7 protein-coding genes are annotated in these 20,143 nt (G+C 60.4%); 3 read left to right on the forward strand and 4 right to left on the reverse strand.

The window, feature by feature from the left end:
• Positions 1-178: 178 nt before the first annotated feature.
• The 3 genes from ACS4NR_RS01760 to ACS4NR_RS01770 all read right to left on the reverse strand — a co-directional run bounded on the left by ACS4NR_RS01760 (position 179) and on the right by ACS4NR_RS01770 (position 5,388).
• Positions 179-1,537 (reverse strand): HlyD family type I secretion periplasmic adaptor subunit, encoded by a 1,359-nt coding sequence (locus ACS4NR_RS01760; protein WP_456018947.1) that lies wholly within the window; start codon positions 1,535-1,537, stop codon positions 179-181.
• Between the two features lie 172 nt (positions 1,538-1,709).
• On the reverse strand, positions 1,710-3,872 hold the full coding sequence (locus ACS4NR_RS01765; RefSeq protein WP_456018948.1) for a type I secretion system permease/ATPase: 2,163 nt from the start codon (positions 3,870-3,872) through the stop codon (positions 1,710-1,712).
• 157 nt (positions 3,873-4,029) lie between these two features.
• Positions 4,030-5,388: a TolC family outer membrane protein gene (locus tag ACS4NR_RS01770; protein WP_095138606.1), complete on the reverse strand. Its 1,359-nt coding sequence runs from the start codon at positions 5,386-5,388 to the stop codon at positions 4,030-4,032.
• A gap of 532 nt (positions 5,389-5,920) precedes the next feature.
• Between ACS4NR_RS01770 and ACS4NR_RS01775 the strand changes: the two genes are divergently transcribed.
• The 3 genes from ACS4NR_RS01775 (at position 5,921) to ACS4NR_RS01785 (ending at position 15,868) form a co-directional block, all read left to right on the forward strand.
• Entirely contained in the window at positions 5,921-13,804 is a 7,884-nt protein-coding gene (locus ACS4NR_RS01775) for a retention module-containing protein (protein ID WP_456018949.1), read from the forward strand.
• Between the two features lie 1,178 nt (positions 13,805-14,982).
• A complete protein-coding gene (locus tag ACS4NR_RS01780) occupies positions 14,983-15,354 on the forward strand; it encodes a DUF6124 family protein (protein WP_456018950.1) in 372 nt (123 codons plus the stop codon).
• A 154-nt stretch (positions 15,355-15,508) separates the two neighbouring features.
• Complete coding sequence (locus ACS4NR_RS01785) at positions 15,509-15,868, forward strand: DUF6124 family protein (protein WP_456018951.1); 360 nt, start codon at positions 15,509-15,511, stop codon at positions 15,866-15,868.
• Positions 15,869-16,476: 608 nt separating this feature from the next.
• Here the strand turns inward: ACS4NR_RS01785 and ACS4NR_RS01790 are convergent.
• Positions 16,477-20,004 carry a hypothetical protein gene (locus tag ACS4NR_RS01790; protein ID WP_456018952.1) on the reverse strand — a complete coding sequence of 1,176 codons (3,528 nt, stop codon included), beginning with the start codon at positions 20,002-20,004 and terminating at the stop codon, positions 16,477-16,479.
• Between the last annotated feature and the right edge of the window lie 139 nt (positions 20,005-20,143).

Consider the following 20,143-nt stretch of genomic DNA (forward strand, 5'->3'; position numbering starts at 1 on the left):
TCTTCCAGCAGGAATGCGATCACCTGTGGGAGCGGGCTTGCTCGCGAAAGCGTCGGATCAATCAGCGCAAATCCCAACAACGTCCACAATCGGTTTCTTCCAGCAGGAATGCGATCACCTGTGGGAGCGGGCTTGCTCGCGAAGGCGCCAGAACAATCACCGCAAATCCCAACAATGCCTACCGCTCACGCATCGCCTCGGTCCGGGCTTTGAGCACCGGTTTGAGCAGGTAATCCAGCACACTTTTCTCCCCGGTAATAATGTCCACCGTCGCCACCATCCCCGGGATGATCAGCAGTGGTTTCGCATCCCCGCCCAAGTGGTTTTTATCGGTGCGCACCTGAATCAGGTAGAAGCTGTTGCCCTTGTCATCGGTGATGGTGTCGGCGCCGATCAGTTCCAGTTTCGCGCTCAGCCCGCCGTAGATCGTGTAGTCATAGGCACTGAACTTGACCATGGCTTTCTGCCCCGGATGCAGGAACGCGACGTCTTGCGGACGCACCTTGGCTTCGATCAGCAGGTTGTCCTCCAGTGGCACGATTTCCACCATGTCGCTGCCCGGCTGTACCACGCCGCCGATGGTGTTGACCTTGAGTTGCTTGATCACCCCGTGCACCGGCGAAGTCACGGTGGTGCGGCTGACGCGGTCGTCGATGGCGATGCTCGACGCGGTGATTTTCGACAGGTCGGTGCGTTTCTGATTGAGGTCCTTGGCGGCGTCGGAACGGAAAGTCTGTTCCGATTCGTCGATCTTGCTCTTGATCTCGTTGATTGCCGATTCCGCTCTTGGGATGGCCAGTGTCGTTGCGTTCAATGAACCGCGAATTTCCACCGCGCTGCGTTTCAGTCGCAGGATCTCCACCGGCGACACCGCACCGGTGCCCACCAGTGGCGCCGACATGTTCATCTCTTGCTGCAGCAGCGCCAGGCTGGAACTGTACTGGCCTTGCTTGGAGCGGAACTCCGCCAGTTCCTGAGTCTTCTGCCGCAGCTGTTCGGTGAGGGTGCGTTGTTCGCTGGCCAGACGCCGTTGGCGCTGGTCGTACAGCGCGCGCTCGTCTTCGGCGACCTGTGGCGCCTTGGCGATCACCTCGTCAGACAGCTTGAACGGACGGCCCTCGGCTTCGGCGGAAAGGCGTTCGACTTGCGCGGTCAGGGCATAACGATCGGCCTCGCTCTCACCCTTGTTCGACAGGAAGCGTGTGTCATCCAGGCGCAACAGCTTGTCGCCCTTGTTCACCATTTGTCCTTCACGGACAAAAATCTCGGTGACGATCCCGCCCTCCAGGTTCTGGATCACCTGGACCTTGCTTGATGGAATCGCCTTGCCTTCGCCCATGGTCACTTCTTCAAGCACCGCGAACTTGGCCCAGACCAGCGCACTGACCAGCAGCGCCGCGGCCAGCCACACGGTGATCCGCGACCAGCGCGGCGAATCCAGCAATGAAGCGCCGGCGGTTTCCGGCATGAACTCGGCTTCGGCGCTTTTGCCGAAACTGTCGAAGTAGCCGCGCTCTTTCGAAGATGAAGCTGACATGCGGCGATACCCCTCAATCAAGAGAAACCAAGCCAATCCGACTTGTGGCGAGGGAGCTTGCTCCCGCTGGGTTGCGGAGCAGCCCCAAAGATCTTGTGGGCGCTGCGCACCCAAGCGGGAGCAAGCTCCCTCGCCACAGACACTAGGTGGCCACAGGTTTGCGTTGCATCGACTAAACCGCCGCCGAGCCGACGCGGCCCTTGCGCAGTGCATCGATGACCGCTTCTTTCGGGCCGTCGGCGACGACCCGGCCGTTGTCCAGCACCAGCAACCGGTCCACCAGGCTCAGCATCGAGGTGCGGTGGGTGACCAGCAGCAGGGTCTTGCCTTGCACCCAGCCGTGGAGCTTCTGGCGCAGCAGGTCTTCGCTGCTGTTGTCCATGGCGCTGGTGGGTTCATCGAGCAGCATGATCGGTGGGTCGAGCAGCAACGCTCGGGCCAGTAACACCGCCTGACGCTGGCCGCCGGAGAGCAACTGCCCGCGCTCGCCCACTGGCCGGTCGAAACCTTGCGGATGCTGCCGGGCCAGTTCGGTGACGCCGGTCAGCTCAGCGACTTCGAGCATGCGCGAATCGCTGATGTAGCGCGCGCCGAGGGTCAGATTGTCGCGCAGGCTGCCGGCCAAAAGCGGCAGGTCGTGGGCGACATAACCGATCTGCTGACGCAGGTCGGCGACATCCAGTTGCCGCAGATCGAGGCCATCGAGCAGCAACTGGCCTTCCTCCGGCTCATAGAAGCCCATCACCAATCGCGCCAGGGTACTTTTACCCGAGCCGCTGCGACCGATGATGCCGATCCTTTCGCCGGGTTTCATGCTGAAGCTGATGTTGCTCAGCGCCGGCGCATTCTGGCCGTTGTAGTGAAAGGTCACGCCGCTGACGTCCAGCGCGCCTTGCAGCTGCGTGCGCTCCAGGGGCCGCTGCTTGCCGTCGCGCTCCTGTGGCAGGCCCATCAGCGCGTCGGTGCTTTTCATGGTCAGTTGCGCTTGCTGGTAGCGGGTGATCAGCCCGGCGATCTGCCCCAGCGGCGCGAGCACCCGGCTGCCGAGCATGTAGGTCGCCACCAGCGCACCGACACTGAGGTTGCCGGCGATGATGCTGTAGACCCCGGCGACAATCGTCGCCATCCCCGAGAACTGCTGGATGAACAGCGTGCCGTTGGTCGCCAGCGCCGAAAGGTTGCGCGCATGGCTGTCGAGGCGGGTGAGGGCGCCGTGGGTGCTTTCCCATTTGTGCTGGCGCTCGCTTTCGGCGCTGCAGGCCTTGAGGGTTTCCAGGCCGCCGAGGGTTTCGATCAGCAGCGCCTGCCGTTCGGCACCGAGGCTCAGACTTTTCTGCACGGTGTCACGCAGACGCACCTGAATTGCCAGGGCAAAAATGATCGTGAGCGGAAACGCCAGCAGCGGAATCACCACCAGCCAGCCGCCGAGCAGGCCGATCACCACCAGCATCAACGCCACAAAGGGCAAGTCGATCAGGCTGGTCAGGGTCACCGCAGTAAGGAATTCGCGCAGGCCCTGAAAGTCATGAATGCTCTGGGCGAAGCCGCCGATGGTCGCCGGCCGGGCCTTCATCAACATGCCGGTGATGCGTTCAAATAAAGTCGCGGAAAGGATCACATCGGTTTTCTTCCCGGCGGTATCGAGCAGGTGCGCGCGCACCACCCGCAGCACCAGTTCGAAACCGGTGCCGATCAGCAGGCCGATCGACAACACCCACAGGGTCGAGGTGGCCTGATTCGGCACCACGCGGTCGTAGGTCTGCATGACGAACAGCGGCACCATCAGGCCCAGCAGGTTGATCAGAAAACTGGCGAGGATCGCGTCGCTGTACAGCCATTTCGACAGCTTGAGGGTGTCGCGAAACCAGGCGTGGACCCGCGGCACCAGCGGTGAGCGCAAGTCTTCGAGTTCGTGGCGCGGACGGGCGAACAAGGCCTGGCCGCTGTAGTGTTCGGCGAGTTCTTCACGCTCGACCCATTGCTCGCCGCCATCGGCTTCGCTGGGCAGGATCAGCGCCTTGCCGTCGTCGGCGAAACGCCGCAGCACGGCGGTGCGGCCGTCCTTGAGCAACAGCAGAATCGGCAGATTCAGCGCAGAAATATCCTTCAGTTCGCGGCGCAACAGGCGCGCCTGCAAACCGGCCCGGGCCGCTGCACGGGGCAGCAGGTCCAGGCTCAGGCGTTGCTTGTTCAAGGGCAGCCCGGCACTCAGGCTGGCGCGACTGACGATCGCGCCGTGGAGTTTGCAGAGGATCAACAGACCGTCGAGTAACGGGTCATCGAAGCTCAGCCGCGGATCGATCCCGGTGTGTCCGCCTTCGGCCATGCTGGTCATATTGATCGCCCCTGTAATGACTGGTCCAACCTGTGGCGAGGGGATTTATCCCCGATGGCTGCGCAGCAGCCCCATGGATCTCATCGCTGCTCAAATCTTTGGGGTCGCTGCGCAACCCAGCGGGAGCAAGCTCCCTCGCCACAATGGATCGTGGGACTTACTTCAACTCAGGCAGGCGCGCTTCGTTTTTCACCTCGGTCGCGGCGATCGCATCTGCTGGCAGCACCACCCGTTGTTTGCTCAGCAACTGGCCCATGTTCGCCAGCACGCGGTACATCGAGTATTCCTCGGTGTAACGGATTTCGGTGTAGCGGCGGTTGGCGTTGTAGAGCTCGTTTTCACTGTCGAGCAAGTCGAGCAGGGTGCGTTGGCCGAGACCGAACTGATCCTGATAGGCCGCGCGCACACGCTTTGTGGTCTCGGCGTATTCGCGGGCGGTCGGGGTCTGTTTCTTCGCGTTTTCCATGGCGTTCCACGCCAGGCGGATGTTCTCGTTGAGTTGGCGAAGGGCGTTGTTGCGGATGTCCATCGCCTGATTGATGTCGTGGGCATTGGCGGCCAATCGGGCCTTGTCGCTGCCGCCACGGAACAGGTTGTAGTTCATCACCACACCCACGCGCCATTCGTTGTCGTGGCCTTCATCGCCTTGCACGTTGTTATTCGCGCCGACGGCGGCTTCGGCGTCGAAGCGCGGGTAGAACGGCGATTTGGCGACTTCGTACTGGCTCTCGGCCGATTGCACGTCAGCCTGGGCGGACTTCAGGTACGGATTGTTGTCGACCATGCTCTGCTGGGCTTCACGCAATTGGGTCGGCAGTTCGCCACGGGTCGAGGCCGGCGTTTCCAGCTCATCGGGCATGCGTCCGACCACGCTGTAGAAGTTCGATTCGGCGTCGGCCAGATCGACTTCAGCGGTGTCGAGGTTGTTCTGCGCCAGCGCCTTACGGGCCACCGACTGATCGGAGTCGGCGGTACTGCCAATGCCGCGCTCGGTGCGCAGGCCGATCTGATCATTCACCCGCAAGTGCGCTTGCAGGTTGTTCCTGGCCAGCGTCACCAGTTCACGGCGCTTGAGCACTTCGAGGTAGACCTCGATGGTGCGCAGGGCCAGATCCTGAGCGGTGCCTTGTGCGTAATAGGCCCGCGAATTGGACACGCCCTTGGTGCGTTCGACCTCGTTGGCGGTGTTGAAACCGTCGAACAGCATCTGCCGCAGACGCAGCTCGGACTGCGTGTAGTTGAGAATTTCGGTGTGGTGATTACCGAAGGCCCGGGTGTTGGTGTTGTCGCTGTAACCGCGTCCGTAAGCGGCATTCAAATCGACGGACGGATAGAAGCCACCTTTGGCGACTTTCACCTGTTCATCGGCCGACAGTCTGGCGTCCACGCGCGAGGCGAGTTCCGGGTGAGTGGCGATCGTGCTTTGGATCGCCTCGGTCAGGTTCATGGCCTGGGCTTGGGAAGTGCAAGCCATGGCCAGCAAAACCGCGCTGCAGAGGGGGGTTAGTACGCGCATGGGGTGCATCTCCCTGGTCCTGATGGTGCGTTACTGTCGCCAAATATTTGACGATAATTTGAGGTGTGAGCGTTTCACTCTTGTAACAACAGAGCTAAGAACATCCTGAAGCGTAGCTAAGAAAAAATTTTCATAAGGCTTATGCCGAAAAAAACTTATGCGGTTCTCGAAAACCGGCACATTGTTCACGGCGAAAGCCTTTGTTTCATGCGCTTTAGGGAGCACAAAAAGGCTTGAGGAAAGTTCCATTCACTTTGCGACATACGGCGAAGTACTGCTGAAGGGGAGGGACGCGTAGCGGCAGATGAGCGACAGATTTTTGTCACTCGGGTGATTCACCACCGTTACGTAGCGTTAGTGGGGCTGCTGCAACGATCAGGATTGCGAAGTGCCTGAAAGCACTGAAGTTTCCTTGTTTGCGTGACCTGCGAAACGAACTGTCGAGGTGCGAGCGTCACTTCGGCAACCCGATTGAGCCATGGGCTGCTTCGCGAACCAGTGCCGACGGTGGTCGGCAGCGGAGGAATTTCACATGGCAACGCTCATCGGGACCGTCACTAAAGTCATTGGTCAGGTTTTTGCGCAGGGCACCGACGGCACACGCCGCGCGCTGGTCGAGGGTGACCGCGTGTATGCCGGCGATCAATTGATCAGCGGGGCAGAAGGCGCCGTCGCCGTTCATCTGCAAAATGGCCGCGACTTGACCCTGGGCCGCGACAGCAGCATGACCCTGTCCGGGCAACTGCTGGCCAATCAGGCGGTGCATGTCGATTCCCCTGAAGCGCTGACCCCCAGCCAGGCACAGCTGACTGACGTCGAGCAGATCCAGAAAGCCATCGCTGCCGGTGAAGACCCGACCAAAGCGGCAGAAGCCACCGCCGCTGGCCCGAATGCGCCGGGCGGCGCGCCAGGTGAACTGGGTGGCGGCCACAGTTTTGTCCTGCTGACGGAAGTCGGTGGGCGAGTGGATCCGGTGATCGGCTTCCCGACCGCCGGTTTCAACGGTATTCCCGAGTTTCCCGAAGAGCGGCGTAACGCAGTCATCGACAATGGTAATGACGACGCAGCGCCAATCGTTGTGCCACCTCCGCCGGTAAACAATCCGGTCACGCTCGCCGGTCTTGATGTGCAGGGTGGCGAACTGACGGTCAACGAAGCCAATCTGCCCGATGGTTCGGCCAACAACAATGGAGCGCTGACCCAGAGCGGCAGCTTCACCGTCAATGCACCAGACGGTTTGACCAGTCTGAGCATCGGCGGCATCAGCGTCATCGTGGGCGGTGTGCCGGTCGGTTTCCCGCAGTCGATCACCACGCAATTGGGTAGCACCCTGACCATCACCGGTTATAACCCGGCCACCGGCGCAGTGACCTACAGCTACACGCTCAACGGCAACGAAACCCATTCGGCCGGTGACGGCGCGAATTCGCTCAGCGAGCAGTTCACTGTCGTTGCGAGCGACAGCAATGGCGACACCGCCACCGGTACCCTCGACGTCAATATCACCGATGACGTGCCGCGGGCAGTGGACGACAGCAACGGTATTGCTTCAGAGACATTCCTGACCCTCACTGGCAACGTCCTGACCAACGATGTCCAGGGCGCCGACCGCGTCCCCACCGGACCCGTCACCGCCGGCACTTTCACCGGCACCTACGGCACCCTGGTACTGAATACCGACGGCACCTACACCTACACGCTGAACACCTCTGACGCCGACTTCAAAAACCTGCACGGCGGTGGTGACGGCACCGAAACTTTCACTTACACCATTACCGACTCGGACGGCGATACCAGCACCGCCAATCTGGTTCTGCAGATCCACAACAACGACGATCCGGTGGTGATTAACGGGCTGAATGTCGAGGGCGGCGAACTGACGGTTTCCGAAAAAAACCTCAGCACCGGCAGCGCCCCGGATGCCAACGCACTGACCCAAAGCGGCACGTTCACCATCACTGCGCAGGACGGCGTCACCACGCTCACTGTCGGCGGCATCGCCGTGGTCACCAACGGTGTGGCTGCAGGCTTTCCGCAATCGGTGACTACACCTTTGGGCAGCACGCTCACCATCACGGGTTTCAACGCCAGCACCGGTGTCGTCAGCTACAGCTATACCCTGGTCGACAACGAGGCCCATCCGACGGCCAACGGCGCCAACAATCTGCCTGAGCAGTTCGCCGTCACCGTGGTTGACGACAACGGCACCACCGCGAATGCGACACTCGATGTGAACGTAATCGACGACCTGCCCAAAGCGGTCGATGACAGCAACACCGGCACCGCTTCGGAAACTCAGTTGACCCTCACCGGCAACGTCCTGACCAACGACGTCCAAGGCGCCGACCGCGTTCCGAGTGGCCCCGTTACCGCCGGCACCTTCACCGGCACCTACGGCACCCTGATACTGAACACCGACGGCACCTACAACTACACGCTGAACACCTCTGACGCCGACTTCAAAAACCTGCACGGCGGCGGCAACGGCACCGAAACCTTCGCCTACACCATCACCGATTCGGACGGCGATACCAGCACTGCGAACCTGGTGCTGCAGATCCACAACAACGATGATCCGGTGATCATCAACGGCTTGGACGTGAACGGCGGCGAGCTCACCGTTTACGAAAAAAACCTCAGCGACGGCAGCGCGCCAGATTCCACCGCACTGACCCAAAACGGTACCTTCACTATCACTGCGCAGGACGGCGTCACCACGCTCACTGTCGGCGGCATCGCCGTGGTCACCAACGGTGTGGCCGCAGGCTTCCCGCAATCGGTGACTACACCTTTGGGCAGCACGCTCACCATCACGGGTTTCAACGCCAGCACCGGTGTCGTCAGCTACAGCTACACCCTGGTCGACAACGAAGCTCACGCTAATGCCAACGGTGCGAACAACCTGCCTGAGCAGTTCGCTGTCACCGTGGTGGACGACAACGGCACGACTGCCAATGCAACACTTGATGTGAACGTGATCGACGACCTGCCCAAAGCGGTCGATGACAGCAACACCGGCACCGCTTCAGAAACTCAGTTGACCCTGACCGGCAACGTCCTGACCAACGACGTCCAAGGCGCCGACCGCGTGCCGAGTGGCCCCGTCACCGCCGGTACCTTCACCGGCACCTACGGCACCCTGGTACTGAACACCGACGGCACCTACACCTACACGCTGAACACCTCTGACGCCGACTTCAAAAACCTGCACGGCGGCGGCAATGGCACGGAAACCTTCACCTACACCCTCACTGATTCCGACGGCGATACCAGTACCGCGAACCTGGTGCTGCAGATCCACAACAACGACGATCCGGTGATCATCAACGGTCTTGATGTGAATGGTGGCGAACTCACCGTCTACGAAAAAAACCTCAGCGACGGCACCAGTCCCAATGCACCGGCCCTGACCCAGAGCGGCACCTTCACGGTGACTGCCCTCGACGGTTTGCAAACCCTGACCGTGGGCGGCATCAACGTCGTCACCGGTGGTGTGGCCGCAGGCTTTCCGCAATCGATCGTCACGCCGTTGGGCAGCACGCTGACCATCACCGGCTACAACCCGGCGACCGGCGTGGTCAGCTACAGCTACACCCTGGTCGACAACGAAACCCATCCGAACGCCAACGGCGCCAACAGCATCACAGAGAACTTCAACGTAGTTGCTACGGACACTGACGGCAGCACCGCCAGCGGCCAGATCAACGTCAACATCGTCGATGATCTGCCCAGCGCCCACCCTGACGCCGCCTCGGTGGCGGAGGGCGGCACCGTCAGTGGCAATGTCCTGAACAACGACATCGGTGGCGCCGATGGCCCGGCCGTAACCGGTGCAGTAGTCGGCGTGCGCGCCGGCTCCGACACCTCGACCTCGGCCATTGGCGGCCTCAACAGCAACATCAATGGCACCTACGGTTACCTGACGCTGGACGCCAACGGCAACGCGGTTTATCACAGCAACCCCAATGCCGTGAACGGCCCCGGTGCGGTGGATGTGTTCACCTACACCGTGCGCGATTCCGATGGCGATGAAAGCACCACCACCATCACCATCGATGTCGCCAACAGCAAGCTGTACGCGACCAGCGACACCGACGTCACCGTCTACGAAAAAGCCCTCGACCTGACCAGGGACGGCGCCGATCTGGCGCCCGGTACCGTCACCGGCAGCGACCCGACCAATACGGGTGAAACCGCGTCCGGGACGCTGGTCGGTTCAGTCACCGGTGCGGTCGGCGCGATCAGCTATGCGCTGGTCGGCAGTGCCACCGGCAACTACGGGCAGATCGTGCTCAACCCCAACGGCACTTACACCTACACGCTGACCTCGCCGGCAACCACCACGCCGCATGCCGACGATGGTGCCAATGCCCTGACTGAAACCTTCACCTATCAGGCCACCGATTCGCTGGGCAACATCGTCACCAGCACTATCGTCGTCAGCATCGTCGATGACGTGCCGAAAGCCGTGAACGACAGCAACGCCACCAGCGCATCGGAAACCCAGCTGACCCTGACCGGCAACGTGCTGACCAATGATGTGCAAGGCGCCGATGTGGTCGCGACCGGGCCGAATGCCGGGCCGATCACTGCCGGTACGTTCACCGGGACTTACGGCACGCTGGTGCTCAACGCCAACGGCACTTACACCTATACGCTTAACCCGGCTGACGCCGATTTCAACGCGCTGCACGGCGGTGGAAACGGCACCGAAACATTCACCTACACGCTCACCGATGCCGATGGCGATACCAGCACCGCCAACCTGGTGCTGAACATCCACAACAACGACGATCCGGTGGTGCTCAACGGCCTCGACGTCAATGGCGGCGAACTCACCGTCTACGAAAAAAACCTCAGTGACGGCACCAGCCCCAACACCCCGGCGCTGACCCAGAGCGGTACCTTCACCGTCACGGCCCTGGATGGACTGCAAACCCTCACCGTCGGTGGCATTGCCGTAGTGACCAACGGGGTCGCCGCAGGCTTCCCGCAATCGGTGGTGTCGCCGCTGGGCAGCACGTTCACCGTCACCGGCTACAACCCGGCGACTGGCGTGGTCAGCTACAGCTACACGCTGGTGGACAACGAAAATCATCCGACCGCTAACGGCGCCAATAGCCTCACCGAAAACTTCAACGTGGTCGCGACGGACACCGATGGCAGCACCGCCAGCGGCCAGATCAACGTCAACATCATCGATGACCTGCCGACTGCCAACGCCGATACCGGCTCAGTGGCGGAGGGCGGTACGGTCAACCTCAGCGTGCTCGGCAACGACGTCACTGGTGCCGATGGCGCCGCGGCGGGCGGAGCCGTGGTCGGCGTGCGCGCCGGCAGCAACACCGCGACCTCGGCGATCGGCGGCCTCAACAGCAACATCAACGGCGCCTACGGCTACCTGACCCTGGATGCGGCGGGCAACGCCGTGTATCACAGCAATCCGAACTCCGTCAGCCCGCCGGGTGCCACCGACACCTTTACCTACACCGTGCGCGATTCCGATGGCGATGAAAGCACCACCACCATCACCATCAACGTCGCCGACAGCAAACTGATTGCATCGGTGGATCAGGACGTGACGGTCTATGAAAAAGCCCTCGACCTGACCAAGGATGGCCAGGATCTGGCCCCTGGCACGGTCACCGGCAGCGACCCGAGCAACACCGGCGAAACCGCCAGCGGCACACTGGTCGGCGCGGTCACCGGCGGCAGCGGGGCGATCACCTACACCCTGGTCGGCAGCGCCACCGGCACTTACGGGCAGATTCAGCTCAACGCCGACGGCACCTACACTTACACCCTGACCTCGGCGCCGAAAACCACGCCGAACGCCAACGACGGCGCCAACACCCTGAGCGAAAGCTTCACCTACAAAGCCACCGATGCGCTGGGCAACAGCACCACCAGCACCCTTGTGGTCAACATCGTTGATGACGTGCCAAAAGCCGTGGCGTCGGATCGCTCGGTGGCGGCGGTGGAGATCGATTCCAACCTGCTGATCGTCCTCGACATCTCCGGCAGTATGGCCGACGCGTCCGGTGTACCGGGGCTGTCACGGCTGGCGCTGGCCAAGCAGGCCATCAGTGCCTTGCTCGACAAATACGATGACCTCGGCGATGTGAAGGTACAACTCGTCACCTTCAGCAGTAGCGCCACGGACCGGACTTCGGTGTGGGTGGATGTGGCGACGGCCAAGTCCATACTCGCCGGTCTCACCGCCGGTGGCGGTACCAACTACGACGCTGCCGTAGCGGTGATGCAAACCGCGTTCAACACCTCGGGCAAACTCACCGGGGCGCAGAACGTCGGCTACTTCTTCTCCGATGGCAAACCCAACGAAGGCGACATCAACGCCGCTGACGAAGCCGCGCTGAAAAACTTCCTCGATGCCAACAACATCAAGAACTACGCCATCGGCCTGGGCAGCGGCGTGAGCAACGCCAACCTTGATCCGCTGGCCTATGACGGCATCAGCCACACCAACACCAACGCGGTGGTGGTCACCGACCTCAATCAGCTCAACTCGGTGCTGTCGGGCACTGTGGAAGGTGCGCCGGTCACCGGTTCGCTGCTGGGCGAGGGCGGCACGTTCGGCGCCGATGGCGGCTTCATCAAATCGATCGTGGTCGACGGCACCACCTACACCTATGACCCGCGCGCCAACAGCGGCCAGGGTTCGTTGACCGCATCCGGCGGCACCAACCACGGCACGTTCAATACGGTGAACAACACGCTGAGTATCGCCACCAACAACAGCGGCACGCTGGTGATCAACCTCGACACCGGCGACTACAACTACACCTCGCAAAAAACCACCACTACGGTGATCACCGAGAACATCGGCTTCACCCTCAGCGACAACGACGGCGACCTCGCCAGCTCGACGCTGACCGTGAAAGTGATCCCCAATTCGCCGCCAGTGGCGGTGGACGACCATGTCATCACCAACGTGCTGTCGGGCAATATCGCCGTGCCGGGCGAACTGTTGCTGGCCAATGACACCGATCCCAACGGCGATACGCTCAACGCCACGCCCACCAGTTTCAACACGGGCTGGATCTCGAAAGCGGCGGACTTCACCGGCACCGGTGCGATCAACTTCACCGGCACTAACGCCAACACCGCCGCCAACCAGAACCTGGCCAACGTGCGTAACTCGTTCAGTGCCAACGCCGCGACAATGACTGCCGTGCTGGTGGTCAGTGGCTATCTCGGTGCGGTGACCAACAGTAACGCCAACGATGAAGACCGCATTACCGTCAACCTGCGCCAGGGCGAAACCCTCAACCTCGATCACAACCTGGCGGCCGGTCACGTCACCATGGAGTACTCGATCAACGGTGGCGCCTACACAACCCTGGCGGACGGGCAAACCCTCACCGCGTCGGCCGATGGCGTCTATCAGATCCACATCACCAACATCACCGATCCCACCGGCGGCGGTAACCCCAACGCGGCGGAAAACTATCAGCTGACCATGACCCTCAACTACGCCGGGGCGCAAGACATTACCCCGGACTTCAACGGCACCTACACCGCCAATGACAACCATGGCGGCAGCGACACCGCCAATGTGAGCATCAGCTATCAGGACGGCCACACCCTCACCGGCACCGCCGGGGATGACATTCTGGTGGCGGGCACCGGCAACAACATCCTCAACGCCGGCGACGGCAACGACGTACTGACTGCCGGTTCCGGCAACAACGAGATGCACGGCGGTGCGGGCAACGACTTGCTCTACAGCGGCCAGGGCAATGACCTGCTCGACGGCGGCACCGGCAGCGACACCGCCAGCTACGCCCACGCCACCGCTGCCGTCACCGTCAACCTCGGCCTGCTCGGTGCGCAAAACACCCTCGGGGCCGGCACCGACACCCTGACCGGGATCGAGAACCTCGTCGGCTCGAACTTCAACGACACCCTCACTGGCGACAACAATAACAACGTGATCAACGGCGGCCTGGGCAACGACATCCTCAACGGTGGCGGTGGCGATGACCTGCTGATCGGCGGCATGGGCAACAACACCCTCACCGGCGGGTCGGGCGCGGACACCTTCCAGTGGCTCAAGGGCAACAGCGGCCACGACCTGATCACCGACTTCACCCCAGGCACCGACAAGCTCGATCTGTCGCAACTGCTGCAAGGTGAAAACGGCACCACCGCCTCGCTCGACGACTACCTGCACTTCACCGTCACCGGCAGCGGCGCCTCGGTGCTCACCAGCATCGACGTCAGCGCCATGGCCGGCGCCACGCCGAACCAGACCATCGACCTTGCCGGCGTCAACCTCGCCAGCCACTACGGCGTGACCCCGGGGGCGGGTGGGGTGGTGGCCGGCGGGCACGACACGGCGACGATCATCAGCGGCATGCTCAATGATCATTCGCTGAAAGTGGACACGGTGTGATCAAGGCCTGAAACGACAAAACCCGCCGCCCCGATCAGTCGGGACGGCGGGTTTTTTTCTGTCTGGAGAACTGCGTTGCCAGTGAGTCAGCCTTCGCGAGCAAGCTCGCTCCCACATTGGATTTAGGGTCCTCATCATTTTGTGAACAACAAGGCTCCCCTGTGGGAGCGGGCCTGCTCGCGAAACCGGCCTCACAGCCGACCAATCCCCAACTGAATGCACTCAGTCAAATGGTGGGAGCTGGCTTGCCAGCGAAGGCGGCCTACCAGCCGACCAATCCCCCACCTGAATGCACGCATTCCAACTGTGGGAGCGGGCTTGCTCGCGAAACCGGCCTCACAGTCGACCAATCCCTGACTGAATACACTCAGTCAAATTATGGGAGCTGGCTTGCCAGCGACGGCGGCCTACCACCCGACCAATCCCCAACTGAATGCACGCATTCCAACTGTGGGAGCGGGCTTGCTCGCGAAAGCGACCTCACAGCCGACCAATCCCCAACTGAATGCACTCGGTCAAATGGTGGGAGCTGGCTTGCCAGCGATGGCGGCCCACCAGCCGACCAATCCCCAACTGAATGCACTCATTCCAACTGTGGGAGCGAGCTTGCTAGCGAAAGCGACCTCACAGCCGACCAATCCCCAACTGGATGCACTCGGTCAAATGGTGGGAGCTGGCTTGCCAGCGACGGCGGCCTACCACCCGACCAGTCTCCCAACTGAATGCACGCACTCCAACTGTGGGAGCGAGCTTGCTCGCGAAAGCGGCCTACCAGACAAAATCAAAACAACAGAGCAAACCCCGCACATAAACATACCCCCGCAACCACGTTTAAAGTACACGAACCGTTACGCCATAACGGCTACAACGCCTTGCGCCGTTACCTACGCGTACGCCAGAATCCGCCGGCTTACACGGCTATGGGGCGGGCTATATCGTTTCCCTGTCACTGAAAATCAGTGATCGGGTTTGGTAGCCCGTCTTGAATTGTCGTTCTTGCGACACCTCCAAATGCTGCCTCTTATTGAGGACGGCTTTGTATGGTGGTCATGCGTGGGGCTCATTCGTGAGCGCCGGGTTTTGCCAATTCGACCGGTCTACCAACCCGCGCATGGCCGCCACCCATCGTTTGGTAGCGAGGGGTGATGGTTCCCATTTTTCAAATTGGAGCTTCATCTATGTTCAAAGCCACACCCAACCCCCCAGACACCTCGATCCCGTACGACCCAGCCCTCGACCCGCAGAAGATAAAAGCGGCAACCGACCGCGCCATCAACTTCTACCTCAACCCCGGCGCCCTGAAGATATCGATCCCTTCATCACCCTCACGCCAGTCGAACAGAATCTTCCTCATCGACCCCACCGTGGACGAAGAAACCTTGCTCGTCGAAGCCTGCGAATCATTAGCCGCCGCCAGTGACATGGCCCGCGATATCGGCGACACCGTCGACAACTCGCAGCGCAGGGCGATGCTGATGCTGCATCAGGTAATCATGCTCAGTGAACTGATGGTCAACCGGGTACTGGACGGCCGCCGCGTGCCGAACTAACTGCCCGATCCCCTGTAGGAGCTGCCGAAGGCTGCGATCTTTTGATGTTGTTTTTTAAAACCAACCTCAAAAGATCGTCCGAACGCGGCCCGAACCTGCGGCAGCTCCTACACGAAGTCATTCTTCCAAAGTGCCTCGATCGGAGTTCCAACTGATGTCCGAAACCAAGCCCAATCCGCCAATCACAGACCCGCTATCACCCTACGAATCCCTCAACTCCAGAAAACTCCACGAAGCCGCCGAACGCGCCCTCGACCACTACCTGGCCCCCGCGCAAATCATGGCCACACCCTACACCCCCAGCAGCATGTTCCTGGTCAACCCGCAAACCGACACCGAATCCCTGCTGGCCAACGCCTGCGAATCCCTGGCCTCGGCCACGGTCATGCTCGGTGATTTCGCCGGCACGCTGGAGGGGCCGGGTCGTAATACGGTGTTGGGCATTGCGCAGGTGGTGATGCTGGGGGAGTTGGCGGTGAATCAGGTGCTGGATAATGTTGAGCCCAAGGAATAGGCGCTGACAGTTCTGGCCTCTTCGCGAGCAAGCCCGCTCCCACAGGGGATCTGCGTTGGTCACAGGTTAAGTGGCCGGCAAAGACCCCTTGTAGGCGTGAGTCTGCTCGCGATTGGCATTAAATAAATCCAACCCTTTATCTACGGTGATACGCCAGCCTACCCAGTTCTGGGCGAATGGCATTGATGGGGTTCAGCAGATAGTTGGGAAGGTATCGATTGGCCGTTTCTTCAAACTTGGCAAAGTCCAACGACAGCTTGAATTTTACGGCATAACTTAACGTGTTGTTTCTTAAGGCAAGAGAGCCTGACACAAAGTCAAGCTGCATGCCGTCAAGGTACTGATAGCTGTGAGCATTCGTTTATTTCCATTTTGTTTTTCGCAGCCCAAGACATGGGGTACGTCATTGAGATAAGTACTCGGATAAAGCTTTGCTCAGAACTATTGAAGGGTGTAACACTTTCCTGGGAAAACGTTACACCGGCCAATAACCTTCTTTAATAAATTGTACCTATCGAAAAACGCCAACTTTATGAGCATGTACTAAGCACCCCATCAAGGAGATGGTGCCTAACGTGGATTTCCGTTTTTCGTACCAGCGCATCACGTCAAGTCGGGATGAACGCAATTACCCCTTTTGGCAGCGGTGAGTCAGGCCCGAAAGCTACCACCGTCGTGCTTCTATTTCTTGTATAAGCCAAGTAGGGTAGATAGTTGGGATCGCCGTTGTAATAAATGCTCGTGAAAAAAGTTGGTGATAAGCTTTCGGTGCTGCTCTGCACGATGATGGGCTTGAGAGGGCCATCTTGGGAACCCGCGGGATTCATATAGAAATTTTTTTCTAATGCAAACATGAGTAGTCCATGAGAAATGTCGTCTTGGAACGCGCCCCCCTGTGTGCGAATCCATGAAACGGCTGCGGCAGCTGAGGTCAAGGTCCAGTTGCGTACCAAACGGTATACATTGGACACGAACACATTGTACGACACCGATTGCCCGGAAGAGTCGGATACAGTAATGACGGTCTGCCCGTTTTTGAGTCCGGATACATTGCCCTGAGCATCTACAGATGCCCTAGAAGGGTCGGCGGACTGATAGAAGTAAGGCGCAAGACCTCCGCTCGGGAGGCGTGACTTGACGTTTCCTTCAACGACCTTGGATGGCCAGCCGTAATTGTGGATAAACTTCATGCCATCCAACACCATCGTACTTGTGTCGATGACTAAGCGAGTCGCCACGACCACAATTCGCGGCGGATCCGATACTTCCCCACTACCATACAGCGCAGTGGCGGTGAAGCTATGGGAGGCAACGCTCAGATTCCTTGCCGTGAACACCCAGTCACCACTCTGCGGATCGACGTCGGCAATGCCTATCTCGATGGCGCAATCCTTGATCTTGACTTGCTGACCTTTAGCCCCTTTCCCTTTGAACGTGATCGTGGTGTCAAAGGTCGTGGCACCCGGGAGAATCTCATTCCCTTTGGAGTCTTCCACTCGGGTAATGTCGGGGCGCACATCCTCAATCGCTTTGATCGTGTAAGTGCGCACAGGGAAGACCACTGCCTCGCTCTCATCCGTGCTCTTGCCGAACGCAGCTTTGAACTCCATGGTCAGCGGGCTGCCATCCTTAAGGTTTCTCAAGCCTGCAAAGGCGATGCTCCGCTCGTAATAACCTTGTTCGAGCCACTTATCGCTGACCATTGAGCCTGGTGCCGTATGGATCTGCAGGTTGTAGTTGCTGCCATCAGCGTTCGTCCCTTTCAGACGCAGCCAGACATATTGGCCTGTGGCAATCAACGGCCAGACGCCCATGCGATAGGTGGCATTGCTGGTCAGATTCCCTACGTTGAACTCCTGGCCCTCGCCATCATCGTCGGCTTCCATGATCACCGGCAGTATCAAGCTTGAGTCCGGCAGGGTGCCAACATTCAACAACAGCGGCAACGAGGTCCGGGGCGCACCGTTGCGGGTGACGGTGTACGTCACGGTGACGGTTTTGCCCAGGTTGAATGCCAGCACGGTGACCGGCAGTTCGATTGTCAGCGTGGTTTCACTGATGGGTCTTGCCGGGGTGGTGTGCGAGCCGCCGGCGGCGGTGCCGGGTGCGCCGGTCCAGGTCACGCTGAGCAGATCGCTGAGCAGCAAGTCTTGCGAATCGATGTTGACGGTCAGGGCTTCCACGGCCTTGATCGGCTGCAAGGTAGTGCCATCGGCCTCGGCCTGCTGAACCTTCGGCCGGGTCAGCAGCACGGCTTCGCCGACAGTGAAATTCAACGTCCGCGAGTAGCTGACACGTTCCGGCGTGGCGCCTGCCGCCACCCTGAGGATTTCATACATCGCGTCCACAGTGCCGCCGCGATTGGGTTCGATGTGGGTCTGGACGAAGGTCGGGTTCAGGGTGAAATCGATGGCTTTGCCGGCATTGAGCGAATTGATCGGCACCGAGTCGCTGGTCTTGCCGGTTTTCGAACCGCGCCAGGTATAGGTGACCTTGTCACCCGCTTTGGTGGGTTCGGCGGCCGCCGGGGCGGTCAGTTTGCTCGAACCGCCGGGCAGGTCGTCGGGTTCGAGTGTTCCGCCGGCCTCACCGAGGACGATGGGCGCGACCAGTTCCAGCAGCGGTTCACCCACCCGCAACAGAGCATGGTGCAGTGACTCGCGCCGAATGATGCCTCCATCGCTGCCCTCGGCCATCAGCACGTAGAACAAATCCAGCGTACCGCCCTTGATGGCTTTGAGGTGTTTGCCCTCGACGATGATCGGGATCGGTTCCTTGTCGTCGATATCGCCCTTGCTAAGGGTGTGCCAGTCCAGTTCCGGGTCGTAGACGCCGAAATCCTGGCGGGTGCCGACCCAGCGCAGAACGATGACCATGCCCTCTTGCATCATCGGATCAAAGGGGATGACGGCGGTGGTGTACACCCGATCAGGGTCGAGTGCCCCTTGTTGCGCATCCACGGCAATCGGCGCGAGCAGGCGTCGGGTTTCTCCGATGATACGGACGAAGCGCCCGCTGGAGGAGCGATCATCAGACCCGCTGCGTTCCACGCGATAACTGAACACGGCCTGGGTTTTGGCCAGCAAACGTAAGTCGGCGCTTGGCAGGGCCAATTCGTAGATGTTGCCCACGCTGATGAGCGGCTCGCCGCGGACTACAACGTTGATTGGTTCGCCGTCCAGCGTGGTGCCCTTGCCCAGGCCGATGATCACATCACCGATCCGGAATTCAGGCGCATCGACCACCACTTGCAAGGTCAGCGGCGCATCCCCCAGCTTGTCCATGTCCACAATGCTATTGAAGGCCTCTTTGACCATGGGAGGCGACAGGCGCGTGTTGCCGGTATCGACGGCAATCCGCACTTCGGCGCACCAGTCTTCGGAGCGGTTGTCGACAATGTCGTGTACTTCAAAGGCTACGGCCAGGCTATCGGTATCGCCGGCGTCGAGGATGGTGGCCTTGTCGACATGGATGATCAGTGGATGGCCTTGCGGGTCATCGATGTGATCCTGGGTCACCCGTGGCGAATACACAAACCAGCCGCCCCAGGTCAATTTGCAGTGGTCACCCACGGCCATGTTGGGGTAGGGCAACGGGTTGCTGCTGCCGGGTTTGGCCTTGATGATGATGTCGAGGCCGGTTTCGGCGGTTTCCTTGTCCACGCCATCGTTGATGATCCGCGGATCGATGTACATGTTCAGCTCGGAATGCCCCGGGGCACTGCCGTTTTCATCCTTGCCGCCGGGTTGCTCGAGTTTGACGAAGATATCGACCGGAGGCAGCGAAGTTTCCGGAGACTGGCTGAATACCTTGACCCGATATTGCAGCGTATAGGCCCCGGTCGCGAACTTCCGGGGCGGGACATACAGGGTGACACGCTCGCCGACATCCTCTGGCTTGACGATGGTGGTCTGGTCGACCTGAACACCGTCGAGCAGCAGCTCGATGTGGTCACCTAAACCCATAAGTTGCCAAGGTGGACAATAGACTTTCAGCCCCTTGTCGGGCGCCAGCAACTGCGCGGCGGCAATATTGATCCCCCACACCCCCCCATCCAGGGCCGGCTGCGTACGGTCGGGTATTTCCAGTTGCCGCAGAGTCTCGGGGGGCGGGAGGCGAGGGGGCTGAATAAGCATGCTGAAGACTCCAGGGCGTGGGAAGCAAAGGCTCTGGGTTATTTAGGGGCAGGTGGCGAGCGTTGGCTACTGTCAGAAATTACAGGTAAGGACGTATTTGCGATGAACGGTCGTGAGGCGGGGTTTGCATGCCTGAAAC

Source organism: Pseudomonas sp. JQ36 (genome assembly GCF_053851495.1).

What these genes read in the sequence shown, in the direction of transcription:
- ACS4NR_RS01785 (WP_456018951.1), top strand. Translation starts at nt 15,509, where the DNA reads ATGTCCGAAACCAAGCCCAATCCGCCAATCACAGACCCGCTATCACCC.
- ACS4NR_RS01775 (WP_456018949.1), top strand. Translation starts at nt 5,921, where the DNA reads ATGGCAACGCTCATCGGGACCGTCACTAAAGTCATTGGTCAGGTTTTT.
- ACS4NR_RS01760 (WP_456018947.1), bottom strand. Translation starts at nt 1,537, where the DNA reads ATGTCAGCTTCATCTTCGAAAGAGCGCGGCTACTTCGACAGTTTCGGC.
- ACS4NR_RS01780 (WP_456018950.1), top strand. Translation starts at nt 14,983, where the DNA reads ATGTTCAAAGCCACACCCAACCCCCCAGACACCTCGATCCCGTACGAC.
- ACS4NR_RS01770 (WP_095138606.1), bottom strand. Translation starts at nt 5,388, where the DNA reads ATGCGCGTACTAACCCCCCTCTGCAGCGCGGTTTTGCTGGCCATGGCT.
- ACS4NR_RS01790 (WP_456018952.1), bottom strand. Translation starts at nt 20,004, where the DNA reads ATGCTTATTCAGCCCCCTCGCCTCCCGCCCCCCGAGACTCTGCGGCAA.
- ACS4NR_RS01765 (WP_456018948.1), bottom strand. Translation starts at nt 3,872, where the DNA reads ATGACCAGCATGGCCGAAGGCGGACACACCGGGATCGATCCGCGGCTG.